Origin of the sequence: Brevundimonas sp. SORGH_AS_0993 (assembly GCF_030818545.1) — a bacterium.
GTDB lineage: Bacteria > Pseudomonadota > Alphaproteobacteria > Caulobacterales > Caulobacteraceae > Brevundimonas.
Genome location: NZ_JAUTAH010000001.1, coordinates 507,703 through 525,912 on the forward strand (window position 1 = coordinate 507,703; position 18,210 = coordinate 525,912).

At 66.2% G+C, this 18,210-nt stretch carries 18 protein-coding genes and 1 pseudogene; 18 read left to right on the plus strand and 1 reads right to left on the minus strand.

The window, feature by feature from the left end:
• Window positions 1-45 precede the first annotated feature (45 nt).
• The 3 genes and pseudogenes from QE389_RS14610 to QE389_RS02625 form a co-directional block, all read left to right on the plus strand.
• Window positions 46-381, plus strand: a pseudogene (locus tag QE389_RS14610) (MBL fold metallo-hydrolase); the annotation flags it as partial.
• A gap of 322 nt (window positions 382-703) precedes the next feature.
• Entirely contained in the window at window positions 704-1,657 is a 954-nt protein-coding gene (locus QE389_RS14615) for a ribonuclease J (protein ID WP_373458330.1), read from the plus strand.
• 9 nt (window positions 1,658-1,666) lie between these two features.
• Window positions 1,667-2,005: a DUF3088 family protein gene (locus tag QE389_RS02625; RefSeq protein WP_307364387.1), complete on the plus strand. Its 339-nt coding sequence runs from the start codon at window positions 1,667-1,669 to the stop codon at window positions 2,003-2,005.
• Window positions 2,006-2,015: 10 nt separating this feature from the next.
• On the opposite strand, the gene QE389_RS02630 is transcribed toward QE389_RS02625, so the two are convergent.
• Complete coding sequence (locus QE389_RS02630) at window positions 2,016-2,285, minus strand: isomerase (protein WP_307364390.1); 270 nt, start codon at window positions 2,283-2,285, stop codon at window positions 2,016-2,018.
• Between the two features lie 160 nt (window positions 2,286-2,445).
• Between QE389_RS02630 and QE389_RS02635 the strand changes: the two genes are divergently transcribed.
• The 15 genes from QE389_RS02635 (at window position 2,446) to dxr (ending at window position 18,194) form a co-directional block, all read left to right on the plus strand.
• A complete protein-coding gene (locus tag QE389_RS02635) occupies window positions 2,446-2,712 on the plus strand; it encodes a DUF1467 family protein (RefSeq protein ID WP_307364392.1) in 267 nt (88 codons plus the stop codon).
• 77 nt (window positions 2,713-2,789) lie between these two features.
• The gene (proS, locus tag QE389_RS02640) at window positions 2,790-4,106 is read left to right on the plus strand and encodes a proline--tRNA ligase (RefSeq protein ID WP_307364395.1); all 1,317 of its coding nucleotides are present in this window, start codon (window positions 2,790-2,792) and stop codon (window positions 4,104-4,106) included.
• Complete coding sequence (locus QE389_RS02645) at window positions 4,103-5,389, plus strand: lipoprotein-releasing ABC transporter permease subunit (protein WP_373458285.1); 1,287 nt, start codon at window positions 4,103-4,105, stop codon at window positions 5,387-5,389. Before proS ends, QE389_RS02645 begins: the two co-directional genes overlap by 4 nt.
• The gene (locus QE389_RS02650) at window positions 5,382-6,089 is read left to right on the plus strand and encodes an ABC transporter ATP-binding protein (protein WP_307364397.1); all 708 of its coding nucleotides are present in this window, start codon (window positions 5,382-5,384) and stop codon (window positions 6,087-6,089) included. Before QE389_RS02645 ends, QE389_RS02650 begins: the two co-directional genes overlap by 8 nt.
• A 120-nt stretch (window positions 6,090-6,209) precedes the next feature.
• Window positions 6,210-6,872: a response regulator transcription factor gene (locus QE389_RS02655; RefSeq protein WP_307364399.1), complete on the plus strand. Its 663-nt coding sequence runs from the start codon at window positions 6,210-6,212 to the stop codon at window positions 6,870-6,872.
• Window positions 6,873-7,101: 229 nt separating this feature from the next.
• Window positions 7,102-10,563, plus strand: coding sequence for a DNA polymerase III subunit alpha (dnaE, locus tag QE389_RS02660; protein ID WP_307364401.1), 3,462 nt, complete (start codon window positions 7,102-7,104; stop codon window positions 10,561-10,563).
• The gene (locus QE389_RS02665) at window positions 10,563-11,051 is read left to right on the plus strand and encodes a DUF3224 domain-containing protein (protein ID WP_307364403.1); all 489 of its coding nucleotides are present in this window, start codon (window positions 10,563-10,565) and stop codon (window positions 11,049-11,051) included. Before dnaE ends, QE389_RS02665 begins: the two co-directional genes overlap by 1 nt.
• Window positions 11,052-11,190: 139 nt before the next feature.
• Window positions 11,191-11,787: a DUF4142 domain-containing protein gene (locus QE389_RS02670; protein WP_307364405.1), complete on the plus strand. Its 597-nt coding sequence runs from the start codon at window positions 11,191-11,193 to the stop codon at window positions 11,785-11,787.
• Window positions 11,788-12,014: 227 nt separating this feature from the next.
• Window positions 12,015-12,875: a 30S ribosomal protein S2 gene (rpsB, locus tag QE389_RS02675; RefSeq protein WP_307364407.1), complete on the plus strand. Its 861-nt coding sequence runs from the start codon at window positions 12,015-12,017 to the stop codon at window positions 12,873-12,875.
• 110 nt (window positions 12,876-12,985) lie between these two features.
• The gene (gene tsf, locus QE389_RS02680; RefSeq protein ID WP_307364409.1) at window positions 12,986-13,927 is read left to right on the plus strand and encodes a translation elongation factor Ts; all 942 of its coding nucleotides are present in this window, start codon (window positions 12,986-12,988) and stop codon (window positions 13,925-13,927) included.
• Window positions 13,928-14,052: 125 nt separating this feature from the next.
• Window positions 14,053-14,784, plus strand: a complete 732-nt coding sequence (gene pyrH, locus QE389_RS02685) for a UMP kinase (protein ID WP_307364411.1) — start codon at window positions 14,053-14,055, stop codon at window positions 14,782-14,784.
• A 39-nt stretch (window positions 14,785-14,823) separates the two neighbouring features.
• Window positions 14,824-15,381, plus strand: a complete 558-nt coding sequence (gene frr / locus QE389_RS02690; RefSeq protein ID WP_307364413.1) for a ribosome recycling factor — start codon at window positions 14,824-14,826, stop codon at window positions 15,379-15,381.
• Window positions 15,382-15,418: 37 nt separating this feature from the next.
• Entirely contained in the window at window positions 15,419-16,183 is a 765-nt protein-coding gene (gene uppS, locus QE389_RS02695; RefSeq protein WP_307364415.1) for a polyprenyl diphosphate synthase, read from the plus strand.
• Window positions 16,183-17,001 carry a CDP-archaeol synthase gene (locus QE389_RS02700; RefSeq protein ID WP_307364417.1) on the plus strand — a complete coding sequence of 273 codons (819 nt, stop codon included), beginning with the start codon at window positions 16,183-16,185 and terminating at the stop codon, window positions 16,999-17,001. Before uppS ends, QE389_RS02700 begins: the two co-directional genes overlap by 1 nt.
• The gene (gene dxr, locus QE389_RS02705) at window positions 16,998-18,194 is read left to right on the plus strand and encodes a 1-deoxy-D-xylulose-5-phosphate reductoisomerase (RefSeq protein ID WP_307364419.1); all 1,197 of its coding nucleotides are present in this window, start codon (window positions 16,998-17,000) and stop codon (window positions 18,192-18,194) included. Before QE389_RS02700 ends, dxr begins: the two co-directional genes overlap by 4 nt.
• Window positions 18,195-18,210: the final 16 nt, after the last annotated feature.

An 18,210-nucleotide genomic window follows, 5' to 3' on the forward strand; every position in this document is an offset into this window, starting at 1 on the left:
GACGAACTCGTTTTCCTGCCGCTGGGCGGCTCGGACGAGGTCGGTATGAATCTGAACGCCTATGGCTATGGGCCCGAGACGAACCGCGAATGGCTGGTCGTCGATGTGGGCGTGACCTTTGGCGATCTGTCCACGCCAGGCGTGGATGTGATCGTGCCCGATCCCGCCTTCCTGCAAGGCGAGACCATTCGCGGCATCGTCCTGACCCACGCGCACGAGGACCATATCGGCGCCCTGGGTTGGTTGTGGCCGCAGTTGAAGGCGCCGGTCTATGCGACGCCCTTCACCGCCTATCTGATTCCGCGACAAGCTGCGCGAGCGCAATCTGCTGGACCAGGTCGAACTGATCGAGGTGCCGCTGGGCGGATCAGTCCAGTTGGGGCCGTTCGGCGTGACCTTCGTCACCATGACCCACTCGATCGCCGAGCCGAACGGCCTGGCCATCGATACGCCCCTGGGCCTGGTGTTCCATACGGGCGACTGGAAGATCGACGACCAGCCGGTGATCGGCAGCCAAACCGACGCCCCCGCCATCCGCGCCTTGGGCGACAAGGGCGTGCTGGCGATGGTGTGCGATTCCACCAATGTCTTCGTGCCGGGCGTCGCCGGGTCGGAGGGCGACGTGGCAGTGGCGCTGAGCGACCTGATTTCGACCCTGAATGGACGTGTGGCGGTCGGATGTTTCGCCTCCAACGTCGCACGGATGGACAGCGTGATCCGCGCGGCCGAGGCCTGCGGGCGTCGCGTGGCTCTGGCCGGGCGGTCGATGCACCGGATCACGGCGGCGGCCAAACATGTCGGCATGCTGCAGGGGGTGAAACCCTTCCTGTCGGACGAGGAGGCCCGCGTCTGGCCCGCCGACCAGATTCTTTATCTGTGCACCGGCAGCCAGGGCGAGGCGAGGGCGGCCCTGTCGCGCGTCGCGGATGGCACGCACCCGACGGTCAAGCTGGGCCTGGGCGATCACTGCATCTTCTCCTCGCGCCAGATTCCGGGCAACGAACTGGCCATTGGCCGGCTGCAGGATCGATTGGCGGATCGGGGCGTACGCCTCTACACCGAGAAGGACCATCCGGGCATCCACGTCTCGGGGCACCCGTGCCGCGAAGAACTGAAGCAGATGTACGAATGGGCGCGGCCGCAGATCGCCGTGCCGACCCATGGGGTGCGCCGCTTCCTGCTGGAACACGCCAACCTGGCCCAGGAGATGGGCGTTCCGGAAACGGTGACGCCGCGCAACGGCGACATGGTGCGCCTGGCGCCTGGGCCGGCGGCTATCGTGGACGAGGTTCCGAACGGCCGTCTCTATGTCGACGGCGGCATGCTGGTGACGGAACAGGGCGAGGCCCTGAAGGAACGCCGCCACGCCTCGACCAACGGGGTGCTGATCGTCAGCTTCTGCCTAGACAAGCGGGGGCGGATCGTCAGCGACATCGACATCCGCAGCGTCGGCCTGCCCGGCGATCTGAAGACGCCGCTGGGCGATGCCCTGGACGATCTGGCCGAGCGGGTCGAACAGGTGGTCAAGAGCCTGAAGGGCGAGGCGCTGGACGACGAGATGGTCATCGAACAGGCGGTGGCCCGCGTACTGAAGAAGGCCAGCCAGCAGATCTGGGATCGGCGTCCCATCGTCGAGACCATCGTGTTGAGACTGTAGAAGACGGGGATGGCCGAACGTCTGTTCCTGCTGAAGCCCGACTGGCGCGACGATCAGGGCGGGCCCTGGTTCTGTCCGGCAGGCGCCTATGTGGAGGGCGTGTTGGCCTTTTATCCCCGGCTACGGGATGCGCTGGAAGTGGTCTATCTGGATCACCCCCGACCGCGCCCAGCCGTGATCGCCGAGGTCGGGGTGGCGCATCAGAGCTGTCCCGTCCTGATCCTGGACGGTGAGCTGGACTGGCCCGAGGCCCAGGTCAGCGAAACGACGGGACGGCGTTTCCTGCAGGATTACGCCATCGCCCCCTATCTGGCGGCGCGTTACGGGGTGGGGCGGCCCCACCCGTGAAGACGCAGCGTCAGCCGATCGTGGCTTTTCGATAGGTCTCGTTCAGTTCGAACACCTCCGCGGAGACTTCCACCTTGCCGTTCAGGGACGGCAGGGCACAGTGCAATATCTCCAGCACCCGCTCGCTGAGGGCGCTCTTCTGCTCCGACGTTCGGCCCGACATCAGGCCGATGCGGCAGGCTAGCATGGCGGTCTCGGGTGCGCCGTCGGCGATGACGACATGGTCCAGCGCGATCAGCCTCGTCTTGCAGGCCGACAGGGCCGCGTCGGCGATCTCCACGGCGGCGGCGTGGATGTCCAGGGCGACCGGCGTCCAGTCGAGGGGCCAGGTGACGGGTGTATTCCAGGGTGATCTGCGGCATGGCGGGGACTCGTCGTGGGAAGGCCGATCCTCTAGACCCGTTTCAGCCGGACGCCAAAGTCCGGTCAGGAGGTTCCTTATGCTTGTCGGCGTCTTCACCATGGTCGGCATCTACATCATCGTCTGGTGGACGGTGCTGTTCGCCGTCCTGCCGCTGGGCATGGCCGGCGAGACGAAGGACCCGCCGACCGATGGCACGCAATGGGGCGCGCCGCGCACGCCCAATCTGAAGAAGAAGTTCCTGACCACGACCTGGGTGTCGGCCGTCGTCTGGGTGTTCGTGATGGTACTGATCTTCACCGGCTGGCTGCCGCTGCCGGACTTCTCCAGCGCGCCGGCGGTCTAAACGCGACGGCGGCCTAGCTTTCGCCCCGCTGCACCGGCTAAAGCCTAGGTCTGTTTCGACGCCTAGGATTTCCGACCATGCGCCTGTCGCGCTTTTTCCTGCCCACGCTGAAGGAAGCCCCTTCGGACGCCCAGATCGTTTCGCACCAGCTGATGCTGCGCGCCGGCATGATCAAGCAGGAGGCCGCCGGCATCTACGCCTGGCTGCCGCTGGGTCTGAAAGTGCTGCGCAAGATCGAGCAGATCGTGCGCGAGGAGCAGGCGAGGGCGGGGGCAGTCGAACTGCTGATGCCGACACTGCAACTGGCCGACCTGTGGCGCGAGAGCGGACGTTACGATGCCTATGGTCCCGAAATGCTGCGAATCACCGACCGGCATGAGCGCGAACTGCTGTACGGCCCCACCAACGAGGAGATGATCACCGACATCTTCCGGGCCTATGTGAAGTCCTACAAATCGCTGCCGCTGAACCTGTTTCACATCCAGTGGAAGTTCCGCGACGAGCGCCGCCCGCGCTTCGGCGTGATGCGGGGCCGCGAGTTCCTGATGAAGGACGCCTATTCGTTCGACGTGGACGAGGCGGCGGCGCGTGTCGCCTACAATAGGATGTTCACCGCCTATCTGAACACCTTCGCGCGCCTGGGCCTGAAGGCCGTGCCGATGCGCGCCGACACCGGCCCCATAGGCGGCGACCTGAGCCACGAGTTCATCGTCCTGGCCGAGACGGGCGAGAGCGAGGTTTTCTGCGACCGCAAGCTGGTCGAGATGCCCGCGCCCGGCGACGATTTCAGCCCCGAAGCCGTCCAGGCCGTGTTCGACGAGCGCACCGCCCTCTACGCCGCCACCGAAGAGATGCACGACCCGGCCCGGTTCGAGGCCGACACCGCCGAGGGCGACCGACTGTCGGCGCGCGGCATCGAGGTCGGCCACATCTTCTACTTTGGCACGAAATACTCGGCCCCGATGAAGGCCAAGGTCGCCGGACCTGACGGTCAGGACGCCGAGGTCCATATGGGCAGCTATGGCGTCGGGGTGTCGCGCCTTCTGGGCGCCATCATCGAGGCCAGCCACGACGACGGCGGCATCATCTGGCCCGACGCGGTCGCGCCGTTCGACGTGGTCGTGATCAATCTGCGCGCCAATGACGAGGCTGTCTCGGCCGCCTGCGAAGACGCGGTCGCCCAGTTGGAGACGCTCGGCAAGGACGTTCTCTACGACGACACCGACGAACGGCCGGGCGGCAAGTTCGCCACCGCCGATTTGATCGGCGTACCGTGGCAACTGACCATCGGTCCCAAGGGTTTGGCCGAGGGCGTGGTCGAGTTGAAGCGCCGAGACACCGGCGAGAAGGTCTCCGTCGCCTTGGCCGAAGCGATTGAAAGGTTGACGGCTTGAGCCTGCCTGTCCGTTCTTCCCGCGCCTTCTCCTCTTGGGAGATCGGCCTGGCCCTTCGCTATCTGCGCGCCAAGCGCAAGGAGGGCGGGGTCGCCCTGATCGCCATCATCAGCTTCGTCGGCATCCTGCTGGCGGTGATGGCGCTGATCGTGGTGCTGAGCATCATGTCCGGGTTCCGTACCGAACTGTTGGGGCGCATGCTGTCGTTCAACGGGCATATGTATGTGCAGGGGCCGGTCCTGACGTCGCCGGATCGTGACGCCGCGCTGAAACGGATCGCCGCTGTGCCGGGGGTGGTCAGCGCCAGCCCCCTGAACGAGGCGCAGAGCCTGGTGCGCGTCGGCGGCTATACGACCGGCGCCGTGGTGCGCGGGGTCCGGCCCGAGGACCTGGCCGACACCAGATTCGTGTTCGACAGTCTGACGCCGGCCGAGCGGGAGAGCTTCGGCAAGGGCGCCTATGGCGGGGACCGTATCCTGATCGGCGCGGCCCTGGCCAACTCGCTGGGCGTGCGGGTCGGCGATCCGCTCACCCTGTATTCCCCGACCGGCGCCGACAGCGCCTTCGGCAATCTGGGCGGCTTGGAAAAGACCTATTTCGTCGGCGGCCTGTTCCGCTCGGGGGCGGCCGACTACGACCGGGCCTTCATGTTCATGCCGCTGGAGCAGCAGCAGCTGTTCTTCGGCAAGGAGGGCGTCTGGGACGTGATCGAGATCAAGGTCGCCGACGCCGACAAGGTGGGCGCAATGACCGACGCCATCCGCGAGGCTGCCGGGCCCGGCGCGGTCGTAACCGACTGGCGCGAGCGCCAGGCCGCCTTCTACGGCGCTCTGAAGGTCGAGCGGGTCGCCATGAGCATCATTCTGGGCATGGTGGTGGCCATCGCCGCCCTGAACATCATCTCCGGCATCGTCATGCTGGTGAAGAACAAGACCAAGGACATCGCCATACTGCGCACCATCGGCGCCAGCCCCTCGGCCATCCTGCGCGTCTTCTTCATGGCCGGGTCGATGATCGGGGTGGCGGGCACCGTCGCCGGCCTGGTCCTGGGGCTGCTGTTCTGCCTGAACATCGGCTCCATCCAGCATTTCCTGGAGTGGGTGTTCCAGACCAAGCTGTTCAACGCCGATGTCTATACGCTCGATTCCGTGCCGGCCCTGGTCGATCCGGTGGACGTGATCTGGATCACCGTCTGGGCGACCTTCATGTCCTGCGTCGCCAGCCTGATCCCGTCGTGGCTGGCTACCCGGATCGATCCGATCGAGGCGTTGCGTTATGAGTAGGTCCGCCTCCATCCTGTCCGTGCGCGGGCTGACGCGCACCTATGACACCGCCCAAGGCGGCCTGACGGTGCTGAGGGGCGTCGATCTGGACGTCTATCCGGGCGAGATCGTCGGCCTGATTGGGCCTTCTGGGTCTGGCAAGTCGTCGCTGCTGCATGCGGCGGGCCTGCTGGAGCGGCCGACGGCCGGGACCGTGACCATCGACGGAGAGGCGGTCGGCGACCTGGACGAACGGGCGCGCACCCGTCTGCGGCTAGGCCGGATCGGCTTCGTCTATCAGTTTCACCACCTGCTGCCCGAGTTCGACGCCCGCGACAACGTCGCCCTGCCGATGCGGATCGCCGGCGTGTCGCAGGGCGAAGCCCGCCGTCGCGCGGAGGAGACGCTGAAGGCCCTGGGCCTGGGTGACCGCCTGACGCACCAGCCGGCCCAGCTGTCGGGCGGAGAGCAGCAGCGGGTCGCCATCGGGCGAGCCCTGGTCAACGGGCCGCGCCTGCTGCTGGCCGACGAACCGACCGGCAACCTGGACCCGACGACCAGCCAGTCGGTGTTCGAGGCCCTGAGATCCCTGGCCAAGACCACCGGCGTGGGGGGGCTGATCGCCACTCACAACATGGAGCTGGCGGGCCATATGGACCGCGTCTTCGCCCTGAAAGACGGCCAGTTGGAAGAGCGGGCGGCGGAGAGCCACGCCTACTGATGGGACCGAATCGCGTTCTTAGGCGGCAATTGCGTGAGAATACGAGGTGTTCCATCCCAAAGCGGCCCTATATCCTGGGTCGATGAAGAGACTTGGGCTCGCCGTGACCGAGACTGCGGCGTGAGAGATGTGAATCAGCAGGCCGAGGCCGCAGCCTCCGACACCGGGCGGGCGCGGAGTCGCGCCGAAACGCACGTCGGTCCTGAAATCGTGGTGGTGGACGACGACGCCACTATCCTGTCGATGACGGTGTTGACGTTCCGCGAGGCCGGTTACGCCGCCATCGGATTCAGCGACCCGCTGGATGCCCTGATGCGGGTGTCGGACGCCGATCCCACCTGTATCGTCGTCGATCTGAAGCTGCCGGGCGTGGAAGGATTGGATCTGGTCAGCGCCTTCTGCGCCTTCGGCCGGCACGCCGTGATCCTGGTCAGCGCCTATGTCGACGTCCTCACCACGGTCGATGCGATGCGGATGGGGGTCGACAACGTCCTGACCAAGCCCACCTCGCCCGAGACTCTGTTGTCGGCGGCGCAGCGCGCGCTCGACGTATTGATCTCCATGCCGCGGCAGGATGTCCTGACCTTCACACGACGGGAGCGGCAGGTGGCCGAGTTCATCGTGGCGGGCAGAACCACCAAACAGATCGCTCAGGCCCTGAACCTTAGTCCGCGAACGGTCGAGTTTTTCCGGGCCAGCCTGTCGCGAAAGACGCAGTCGCCCAATTCGGCCGCCTTGGCCTCGGCCCTGACGCGGATCGGATTTCACGCCCCGGGCGCTTGACGTGAACAAATGTCGAACATAGAACATTCCCGGAACACACAGGGTGATCTGGGGATAAGACCATGCCGCGTTTGATGAGGGATATGCTGTCGCTTGCGTCGTGCGGCGGCTTCGTCTGGATGGTCTGGCAGGCGGCGTTGATGGCCACGAGCGTATGATGCCATGGCTGGGTCGTTGGCAGTCGCGCCGAGTCGGCGTCTGATCGGCGGTCGAGTTGAAGGAGCGAACGATGAGCGCAGCAGGGGCCACGGGGTTCGTCCATCTGCGGGTGCGCTCGGCCTATTCGCTGCTGGAAGGCGCCATCAAGGCAAGCAAGGTCGGCAAGATGGCGGCCGACGCCGGCATGCCGGCCATCGCGGTCGCCGACCGGGCCAATCTGTTCGGCGCCTTGGAGTTCAGCCAGACGGCCAAGGACGCGGGGGTCCAGCCCATCGTGGCCTGCGCCCTGCCGGTGCGCGGAATCGGCGGTCAGATCAATGCGCGCTGGGCCAAGACGCCGACCGTGGTTCTTCTGGCGCAGAACGAGACGGGGTGGTTGAACCTGTGCGCCCTGTCGTCCGCCGCCTATCTGGAAGCGGGCGAAATGGCCGAGCCGGGCGTGGAGTGGGCGCAGGTCGCGGCGCGCGCGGAGGGGTTGATCCTGCTGTCGGGCGGCCCGGACGGGCCGGTCGATCCCCTGTTCGTCCAGGGTAAGACCGATGAGGCGGGGCAGGTCTTGCAGATCATGCAGGCCGCGTTCGGCGACCGCTTCTATGTCGAGCTTCAACGCCACAATCTGAACGACGAGCGCGCGGCCGAAGGCGGGCTGGTGCGCTGGGCCTACGACCATGACGCGCCGCTGGTGGCGACCAACGACGTCTATTACGCCAAGGCGGCGCAGGCGAAGTCGCACGACGCCCTGCTGTGCATCGCCGACGGCGCCTTCACCGGCCAGGAAGATCGCCGTCGGATCACCGGCGAACACTGGTTCAAATCGGCCGAGACGATGCGGACCCTGTTCGCCGACCTGCCCGAGGCCTGCGACAACACCATCGACATCGCGCGGCGATGCGCCTTTCTTGTGAAGACCCATGCGCCGATCCTGCCACGCTTCGATACGGGGGCGGGGCGGTCGGAGGCCGACGAACTGGCGCATCAGGCGCGCGAGGGGCTGAAGGTCCGGCTGTCTCAGGTGTCGCCGGCCGTGCCGGAGGCGGAGTATTGGGCCCGCCTGGAATGGGAGGTCGGGATCATCCAGCAGATGGGGTTCCCCGGCTACTTCCTGATCGTGTCGGACTTCATCAAATGGGCCAAGGAACACGGCATTCCAGTGGGCCCGGGGCGGGGGTCCGGCGCCGGGTCGCTGGTCGCCTGGTCCCTGACCATCACCGATCTGGACCCCTTGCGGTTCGGCCTGCTGTTCGAACGGTTCTTGAATCCCGAACGGGTCTCCATGCCCGACTTCGACATCGACTTCTGCCAGGAGCGGCGCGAAGAGGTGATCGACTACGTCCAGGCCCGCTACGGCAAGGACCGCGTCGCCCAGATCATCACCTTTGGCACGCTCCAGGCGCGAGCCGTCCTGCGCGATGTCGGTCGAGTGTTGCAGATGCCGCTGGGCCAGGTGGACCGGCTCTGCAAAATGGTGCCGAACAATCCGGCCAATCCCGTCACCCTGGCCCAGGCCATCGAGCTTGAGCCGCGCCTGAAGGAGGCGCGCGACGCCGAACCGGCGGTCCAGACCCTGCTGGAGACGGCGCTGGAGCTGGAGGGGCTTTATCGCAACGCCTCGACCCACGCGGCCGGGATCGTGATCGGCGACCGCCCCCTGACCGAGCTGGTTCCCCTTTATCAGGACCCGCGCTCCACCATTCCGGCGTCCCAGTTCAACATGAAATGGGTTGAGCCGGCGGGTCTGGTGAAGTTCGACTTCCTGGGCCTGAAGACCCTGACGACCCTGGACCGGGCGCACGGCTATCTGTCGCGGCGGGGCGCGGCGCCGGTGTGGAACCAGCTGCCGCTGGACGACGGCAAGACCTATGAGCTGATGGCCTCGGGCCAGACGGTCGGGGTGTTCCAGCTGGAATCTCAGGGCATGCGCGACACCCTGCGCAAGATGCGCTGCGGCTCCATCGAGGAGGTGACGGCCCTGATCTCCCTCTATCGGCCGGGGCCGATGGAAATGATCGACACCTATATCGACCGGAAGTTCGGCCGGGCCGAGGTCGATTATCTGCACCCCAGTCTGAAGGAGGTGCTGACCGAGACCTATGGGGTCATCATCTACCAGGAGCAGGTGATGAAGATCGCCCAGATCCTGGCGGGTTACAGCCTGGGTGAGGCCGACCTGTTGCGTCGCGCCATGGGCAAGAAGAAGAAGGAGGAGATGGACTTCCAGCGGGCGCGCTTCGTCAAGGGCGCGCTGGAGAAGGGCGTTTCCGAAAGCCAGTCCGGATCGATCTTCGACCTGGTGGCCAAGTTCGCCGGCTATGGCTTCAACAAGTCGCACGCGGCGGCCTATGCGCTGATCTCGTTCCAGACCGGCTGGCTGAAGGCCAATCATCCGGTCGAGTTCTTCGCCGCCTCCATGAGCCTGGACCTGTCCAATACGGACAAGCTGGCGGTCTTCTATCAGGACGCGCGACGGTTCGAGGTGCCGGTGCTGGCGCCCGACATCAACCGCTCCTCCGCCGACTTCGACGTGGCGTGGGAGGAAGGGCAGGAGGCAGTGCTCTATGCCCTGGGCGCCATCCGCAACGTCGGCCTGGAGGCCATGCGCCACGTCATCGAGGTGCGCGAGACCGGGGGACGGTTCGCCGACATCTTCGACTTCCTGGAACGGGTCGATCCACGCAGCGTCAACAAGCGCGCGCTGGAGGGCCTGGCCAAGGCCGGGGCGTTCGACAGCATCCACCCGAACCGGCGACAGCTGGTGGAGCAGGCCGATGTGCTGATGGCCTATTGCCAGAGCGTGGCGGCCGAACGTGCCTCGTCCCAGGTCAGCCTGTTCGGCGGAGATCAGGCGCACGCGGCGCGGCCCCGGCTGAAGACCGTCGATCCCTGGGTGGGGCCGGAGCGGCTGGACCACGAACTGGCGGCGGTTGGCTTCTATCTGTCGGGCCACCCGCTGGACGAGATGACCTCGGCGCTGAAGCGCAAGCGCGTCACCTTCGTCGCCGAGGCCTTGTCGCTGGCCGAAGCCGGGCATGAGGCGTTCCAGATGGCGGGCGTCGTGCGCCGTCGCCAGGAGCGGGCCAGCGCCCGCACCGGAGAGAAGTTCGCCTTCGTCACCTTCTCGGACCCGACGGGCGAGTTCGAATGCCTGTTCCCGCCCGAACAGCTGCGTAAATGCCGCGAGGTGCTGGAGCCCGGCGCTGCGGTCATGGTGCGGGTCCGCGCCAAGGCGTCCGAGGGCGAAGTGCGCTTCTTCGGCGACGACGCCTGGCAGATGGACAATCTGTTGGACGACGCCAACATCGGTCTGCGCATCCACGTCTCGGCCCGAACCGCGGACGCCGAGGCGTTGAAGGGCCGGCTTGAGCGCGCCCGCTCCGGCGCTATCGGGAAGGGAGGAGAGATTTCCCTGATGATCGCCGGGCTGGAGCAGGGGCGGGAGGTCGAGGTCAAACTGCCCGGTCGCTATCGCCTGGACGGCGCCCTGCGCGGCGCGTTGAAGTCGGCGCCCGGCGTAGTGATGCTGGAGGATGCCTGATGGTCGGCGCTCTGGTGGCTTTGAGCCTCGGCCTGACTGGGGCCACCGCCGCCCATCCCGTGTCGCCCTCTATTCGTGAGAATGTCGTCATGTCACACGCCGCCGGAACCTTCCAGGTCTCGATAACGCCCGCGCCGCCGGCCTTCGAAGCCGCTCCCGACCTGCCGGGGCGCATGATCTTGGCCAAGACCTTCCACGGCGGAATCGAGGGAACCGCTGCGGGTGAGATGCTGGCTGTCCGCGAAGGTCAGTCCGGGGCCTATGTCGCCATGGAGCGCGTGACGGGCGCGGTGAACGGTCGCAACGGCAGTTTCGTGCTGGTTCACCGCGGCGTCATGACTGCGCAGGGGCAGGAGTTGCTGATCACCATCGTTCCCGGTTCGGGCACAGGGAATCTGGCGGGCATAAGCGGCGTCTTCCACCTGACGATCGACAAGGGCGAACACCGCTACGATTTGGAATACAGCCTTCCCGACTTTGCCACGTGAGCCGTTATGGCGACTATCGGCGTTAAGTCGGCGTTCGCTTCGTCATGCTTTTCCATGGAACATTATGGCTAAGCTTTTGATATTTCGGAACCTCACGGCCGCGTGATGGGTTTGGTCAGTCCATAGGGAGACTGATCCAATGAAAACTCTGACCCTTGCCGGCGTCGCATCGCTGGTCCTTCTGGCGGCCTGCAACAACAACGGCGACAGCGCGCGCCAGAACGCCGATGAGGCGGTGAACGCCACCCAGGACGCCACCGCCGGCGTCGTCGGCCAGACCTCGGCCGCCACCCTGGGCGCCAACACGGTCGACGGTTTCGTGACCGGGTTGGCCACCGGCAATATGTATGAGCTGGAATCCGCCAAGATCGCTGAGGCCAAGTCCAGAAACGCCGACGTCAAGGCGCTGGCCGCCATGATCACCAAGGACCACACGGCTGCCGGCGAGAAGCTGACCGCCGTGGCGCCGACCGCCGCGCCCAACGTCGCAATTCCCACGACGCTGGACGAGCGACGCAAGGGCATGATCGACAACCTGAACGCCGCTACGGCCGACGACTTCGACAAGGTCTATCTGGCGCAGCAGGTCGCCGCCCATAACGAGACCCTAACCCTGCTGAACGGTTTCTCGGACAAGACCGACGCTCCGGCTCTGTCGGGGCTGGCGCGCGAGTTGATCCCCGCGGTGACAGCTCACCGCGACCGCGCCCAGGCGCTTCTGGACGCGATGACGTAAGCCCAGGCTTGCTCCGAACCTGGAAAAGGCGGTCCCGTGCGGGGCCGCCTTTTCCTTGGTCTGGACGTGGCGCTTGCCATTTGGGTCCATCCCGACTACATGGCCCACGCATTTCGCAACGCGGGAGAGGCGCGCTTCGGGGAGAAATCCCGTGACGCACCGTTCCGAGGGCCGATATCGGCCTTTAATCCCCGCGCCACGTTGATCGGAAAAAGGACTGAACGATCATGGCTTTGCCTGAATTCTCGATGCGCACCCTGCTGGAAGCGGGCGCCCACTTCGGCCACCAGACGCACCGCTGGAACCCGAAGATGGACCGTTACATCTTCGGCTCGCGTTCGAACATCCACATCATCGACCTGTCGCAGACGATGCCGCTGTTCCACCAGGCCCTGGTGGCGGTGCGCGACGTCGCCGCCAAGGGCGGTCGCGTCCTGTTCGTCGGCACCAAGCGCCAGGCCGCCGAACCGGTCGCCGAGGCCGCCAAGCGCTGCGCTCAATACTATATGAACAACCGCTGGCTGGGCGGCACCCTGACCAACTGGCGCACCGTCTCGGGCTCCATCGCCCGCCTGCGCGAGCTGGAAGGCATTCTGGAAAACGGCGGTGAAGGCCGGAACAAGAAGGAACTGCTGACCCTGCAGCGCGAGAAGGACAAGCTGGAGCTTTCGCTGGGCGGCATCAAGGACATGGGTTCGATCCCGGACATCATGTTCGTGATCGACACCAACAAGGAAGCGATCGCGATCCAGGAAGCTCGCAAGCTGAACATCCCGATCATCGCCATCCTGGACACCAACTCGGATCCGGACGGCATCACCTATCCGGTCCCCGGCAACGACGACGCCGCGCGCGCCATTCAGACCTACTGCGACCTGATCGCCGACGCCGTCCTGGACGGCCTGGCCGCCGGCGCCTCGGCCTCGGGCATCGACCTGGGCGCTTCGGAAGCTCCGGTCGAGCCGATGCTGCGTGAAGCGCCGGCTGCGGTCGAAGCGGAAGCCGCTCCGGCCGGCGCTGAAGGCGCCGCCGCTGAACTGGAAGCCGCTGCTGAACCGGCTGCCGAAACCGAGAAGGCCGCGGGCTGATCGCCCGCCGGGCGGCTTTCGCGTTCTTGAGCGCCGCCTGACGAACTGACACACGGCCGGGCTAAGTCAGTCCGGCCGTTCCCACATACGAATCCCCCAAGGAGAAGAACATGGCCGAGATCACTGCCGCCCTCGTGAAGGAGCTTCGCGAGCGTTCGGGCGTCGGCATGATGGACTGCAAGAAGGCCTTGCAGGAAAACGACGGCAACATCGAAGCCGCGATCGACTGGCTGCGCGCCAAGGGTCTGTCCAAGGCCGCCAAGAAGGCCGACCGCGTCGCCGCTGAAGGCTTGGTCGCCGTGGCGTCCAAGGAAGACGGCAAGGGCGAAGTCGCCGCCGCCATCGAGTTCAACGCGGAAACCGACTTCGTCGCCCGCAACGAACTGTTCCAGAACGCCGCCAAGCAATTCGCCCAACTGGGTCTGGAGCATCACTCCATCGAGGCCTTGCACGGCGCCGAGCTGGAAACCGGCAAGACGGTTCAGGACGAAGTGACCAACATGATCGCCACCATCGGCGAAAACATGCAACTGCGTCGCGCCGCCCGCCTGTCGGTCGAAGAGGGCGTGGTTTCCACTTACGTCCACAACGCCGTCTCGCCGGGCGTCGGCCGCATTGGCGTGCTGGTCGCCCTGGAAGGCGAGGGCGACAAGACCGTCCTGCGCGAACTGGGCCGTAAGATCGCCATGCACGTCGCTGCGACCGCTCCGCTGTCGCTGAACACCGACGACCTGGACCCCGCCGCCATCGAGAAGGAACGGGCCGTCCTGACCGAAAAGGCCAAGGAAGAAGGCCGTCCGGAAAACATGATCGCCAAGATCGTGGAAGGCCAGATCAACAAGTTCCAGAAGGACGTGGTGCTGTCCAAGCAGCCGTTCGTCATGGATCCGGACGTGACCGTCGAACAGCTGGTCGCCAACTCGGCCAAGGAACTGGGCTCCTCCAACCTGCGTCTGGCCGGCTTTGTCCGTCTGGCGCTGGGCGAGGGCGTCGAGAAGGTCGAAGGCCCTGACTTCGCGTCGGAAGTCGCCTCCATGATGGGCGGCAACTAAGACCCTTTCCCTCATTCGTGAGGGTTTTGTATCAGAGGGGCGCGTTCGGCTTTGATGGCCGGCGCGCCCTTCGTCTATAAGAAGCCGCCTGATTCAAGGGCGCAGCAGCCAACGGACCTCCGCCCATGCCCGACGCCCCCTCCAACTTCCGCTACAAGCGCGTGCTGCTGAAGGTTTCGGGCGAGGTGCTGATGGGCGAACAGGCCTTCGGCGTCGACATGAAGACCGTGGACACTGTCGCCAAGGCGGTCGCGGACGTGGCGGCCGAGGGGATCGAGATCTGCCTGGTCATCGGCGGCGGCAACATTTTCCGCGGCCTGTCCAAGGCGGCGGCGGGCATGGAGCGCGCCCAGGCCGACTATATGGGCATGCTGGCGACCATCATGAACGCCCTGGCGATGCAGTCGGCGCTGGAGAAGATCGGCGTCTCGACCCGGGTGCAGAGCGCCATTCCGATGGCCGCCATCGCCGAGCCCTATATTCGCCGACGCGCTCTGCGGCATCTGGAGAAGGGACGGGTCGTGATCTTCGCCGCCGGCGTCGGCGCCCCCTTCTTCACCACGGATTCCGGGGCGGCCCTGCGTGCGGCCGAAATGGGCTGCGACGCCCTGCTGAAGGGCACCAGCGTGGACGGCGTCTATACCGCCGACCCCAAGAAGGATCCGACCGCGACCCGTTACGAGACCCTGACCTATCAGGACGTTCTGGCCAAGGATCTTCGTGTCATGGACGCCTCAGCCATCGCCATGATGCGCGACACGGGCATACCGATCGTGGTCTTCTCGATCCGAGAAGACAATTCACTGCGCCGGACCCTGACGGGCGAAGGCACCTTCACGGTCATCAAGGACGTCTAAGCGCGTTCGTGTGATCCGAAAGACAAGAGAGACGAGACGATGGCGAAACCTGACGTGACCACCTATCGCGACCGCATGGACAAGGCGGTCGCCGCCCTGAAGGAGGAGTTCAGCGGCCTGCGCACCGGCCGCGCCAACGCCGGTCTGCTGGAACCCGTGCGGGTGGAGGCCTATGGTTCGGCCTCGCCGCTGAACGCGGTGGCCGCGATCAGCGTGCCCGAGCCGCGCATGATCACCGTCAGTGTCTGGGACAAGGGCATGGTCGTCTCGGTCGAGAAGGCCATCCGCAACGCCAACCTGGGCCTGAACCCCATCGTGGACGGCCAGACCCTGCGCATCCCCATTCCGCCGCTGACGGAAGAACGCCGCAAGGACCTGGTCAAGCTGGCCGGCAAATACGCCGAACAGCAGAAGATCGCCGTGCGCAACGTTCGCCGCGACGCCAACGACGACTTCAAGAAGGCCGAAAAGGCCGGCGACATCAGCCAGGACGAACAGAAGAAACTGGAAACCGACGTCCAGAAGGAAACGGACGCGGCGATCAAGCGCATCGACGAAGCCTTGAAGACCAAGGAACAAGAAATCATGCAGGTCTGAGGCGGCACGGCTTGGCGCTGAACGGATTTTCCAGCAGATGACGGTCCCGGCTTCCAGCCAGGACACCCCCGCGTCGGGCGTCGCGGGGCCGCGCCATGTCGCCATCATCATGGACGGCAACGGACGCTGGGCGAAGGCGAGGGGGCTGCCCCGCGCCCTGGGCCACCGTGAAGGCGTTCAGGCTCTGAAGCGGACCATCCAGGGGGCGTCGGCCCTGGGCATCGACTGTTTGACGGTGTTCGGCTTCTCCACCGAGAACTGGAGCCGACCCGAGGACGAGGTGTCGGACCTGATGGGTCTGGTCCGGACCTATGTCGCCAGCGATCTGGCCCGCCTGGAAAAGGCCGGAGTTCGGCTGCGCGTCCTGGGCCGACGCGAAGGACTGCCCGCCGATATCGCCCGGATCATCGAAAAGGCCGAGGCGCAGACGGCGCACAATGATCGGTTCCTGCTTCAGGTCGCCTTCAACTATGGCGGCCGGGCCGATCTGGTGGACGCCGCGCGACGCCATGTGACGCGGATGCTGGCGGGCGAGACGGACGCCCCTCTGACCGAGGCTACGCTTGAGGCGGGGCTGGCCACGGCGGGATCGCCGCCGCTGGACCTGATCGTGCGCACCTCGGGCGAGCAACGGCTGTCGAACTTCCTGCTGTGGGAAGCCGCCTACGCCGAACTGGTGTTCCAGGACATCCTGTGGCCCGACTATGGCCCCAAGGCGCTGGCCGACGCGGTAGAGGCGTTCCGCCAGCGCGAACGTCGCTATGGCGGTCGGACGGCAGAGCCGGCGGCGGTGTCGGCCTGATGCCGGTCAAGCCGCGCGACATCGCCTTGCGGGCGGCATCCGCCGTCGTGCTGGCACCGGCGGCGGTCGCCGCGACTTGGGTCGGGGGCGTCTGGTTCCTGGCCCTGATGACGGTCGCCAGCGTAGTCCTGGCGTTCGAATGGGCGGCCATGAGCGCGCCACACGCCCGGCGTGTCATGGGCGGGGCCGTCACCTTCGGCATCGTGGCGGCCGTGTTCAGCGCCTATTTCGGCGCCATGTCCGTGGCCTTCGTCATGCTGGTGTTTGGCGCAGGGGCTGCGGGCGTCTATGCGCGCAGCCGGGGACAGCAGGCGTTGGACGCCGCCTATGGGGTGCTCTACCTGGGCTGGCCATCGGTGCTGCTGATCTGGCTGCGCGACGGCGTCGATCCTGTCGGACTGCACTGGACGGTGCTGGTGTTCGCAGTAGCCTGGTCGGCGGACATTCTGGCCTATCTGGTGGGATCGACGCTCGGCGGGCCCAAGCTGTGGCCACGTTTTTCGCCTAACAAGACCTGGTCGGGATTCATCGGCGGCATTCTGGCCGGTGCGGTCGCGGGCGCGGTCATGACTATCTTCGTCGACATGGGGCGGCTGACCGTATTCTGGGGGGCTGTGCTCGGCCTGGCCGGCGCCCTGGCGACCATGGCCGGAGACCTGTGGGAATCGGGGCTGAAGCGTCGTTTCGGCGTCAAGGACGCGGGCAACACCATTCCGGGCCATGGCGGTCTTTTGGACCGGGTGGACGGGCTGATGTTCGCCGTGGTCGTAGTGGCCGCCGGGCGGCTGGCGGTTCTGTTGCTGGAGCGGGCAGCTTGATCCGGCGGCGCGTCACGGTGCTGGGCTCGACGGGCTCGGTCGGGTCCTCGACGCTTGACCTGATGGCGCAGGCGGAAACCTCGGGCGCGGGAACGTTCGAAGTCGAGGCCCTGACCGGCGGCGCCAATATCGCCAAGCTGGCCGAACAGGCGCGGCGCTGGAAGCCCAAGGTGGCCGTAACGGCCGATCCCGCGCGTCTGGACGATCTCCGCGACGCCTTGGCCGGGACCGACATCGAGGCGGCGGCCGGGGAGGCGGCCATCGTAGAGGCGGCCGTGCGCCCGGCCGACTGGATCATGGCCTCCATCGTCGGTGCAGCGGGTTTGAAGTCGGCCTGGGCGGCGGCGGGAACCGGCGCGATCCTGGCTTTGGCGAACAAGGAAAGCCTGGTCTGCTGCGGCACCGCCTTGATCGAGCGGGTGGTCCAGGCGGGCGGTCGGCTGATCCCCGTCGATTCGGAGCATTCGGCCATTTTTCAGGTCTTTCCGGCCGAGGCGCCCGAGCGGGTCGCCAAGTTGATTCTTACAGCTTCGGGCGGGCCGTTTCGGCAGACCCCGCGCGAGCAGATGCACGCCATCACGCCGGAACAGGCTGTCGCTCACCCGAACTGGAGCATGGGGGCCAAGATTTCGGTCGATAGCGCCACCATGGCCAACAAGGGCCTGGAAATGATCGAAGCGGCCTATCTGTTCGGAATGCCGGCCCAGCGGATCGATGTCGTGGTGCACCCCGAATCGATCATCCACAGCCTTGTGGAATATGTGGATGGTTCGACCTTGGCCCAGATGGGGCCGCCGGACATGCGCACGCCCATCGCCTGCGCCCTGGCCTGGCCCGACCGCATCGCCTGGTCGGCGCCCAGGCTGGACCTGGCGGCGCTGGGGCGGCTGACGTTCGAGGCGCCGGACGTGGGCCGCTTTCCCGCGCTGGATCTGGCGCGTCAGGCGCTGACGGCAGGCGGGGCGGCGCCGGCGGTGTTCAACGCCGCCAACGAGACGGCGGCTTTCGCCTTCCTTGACCGCAAGCTGGCCTTTCTCAATATTGCCGCAGTCGTCGCCGAAACCCTTGAGCGTGCGACGAAAGCGGGGACGGCTTTCGGCTCCGGAGACGCCTGCAACGCGGCCCTGTCGGTCGATGCGGAGGCCCGCCGGTCGGCCCGGGCCTTCATCGCCAAGCTTGCGAACGCGGCCTGATCGGCCAGGGGAGACG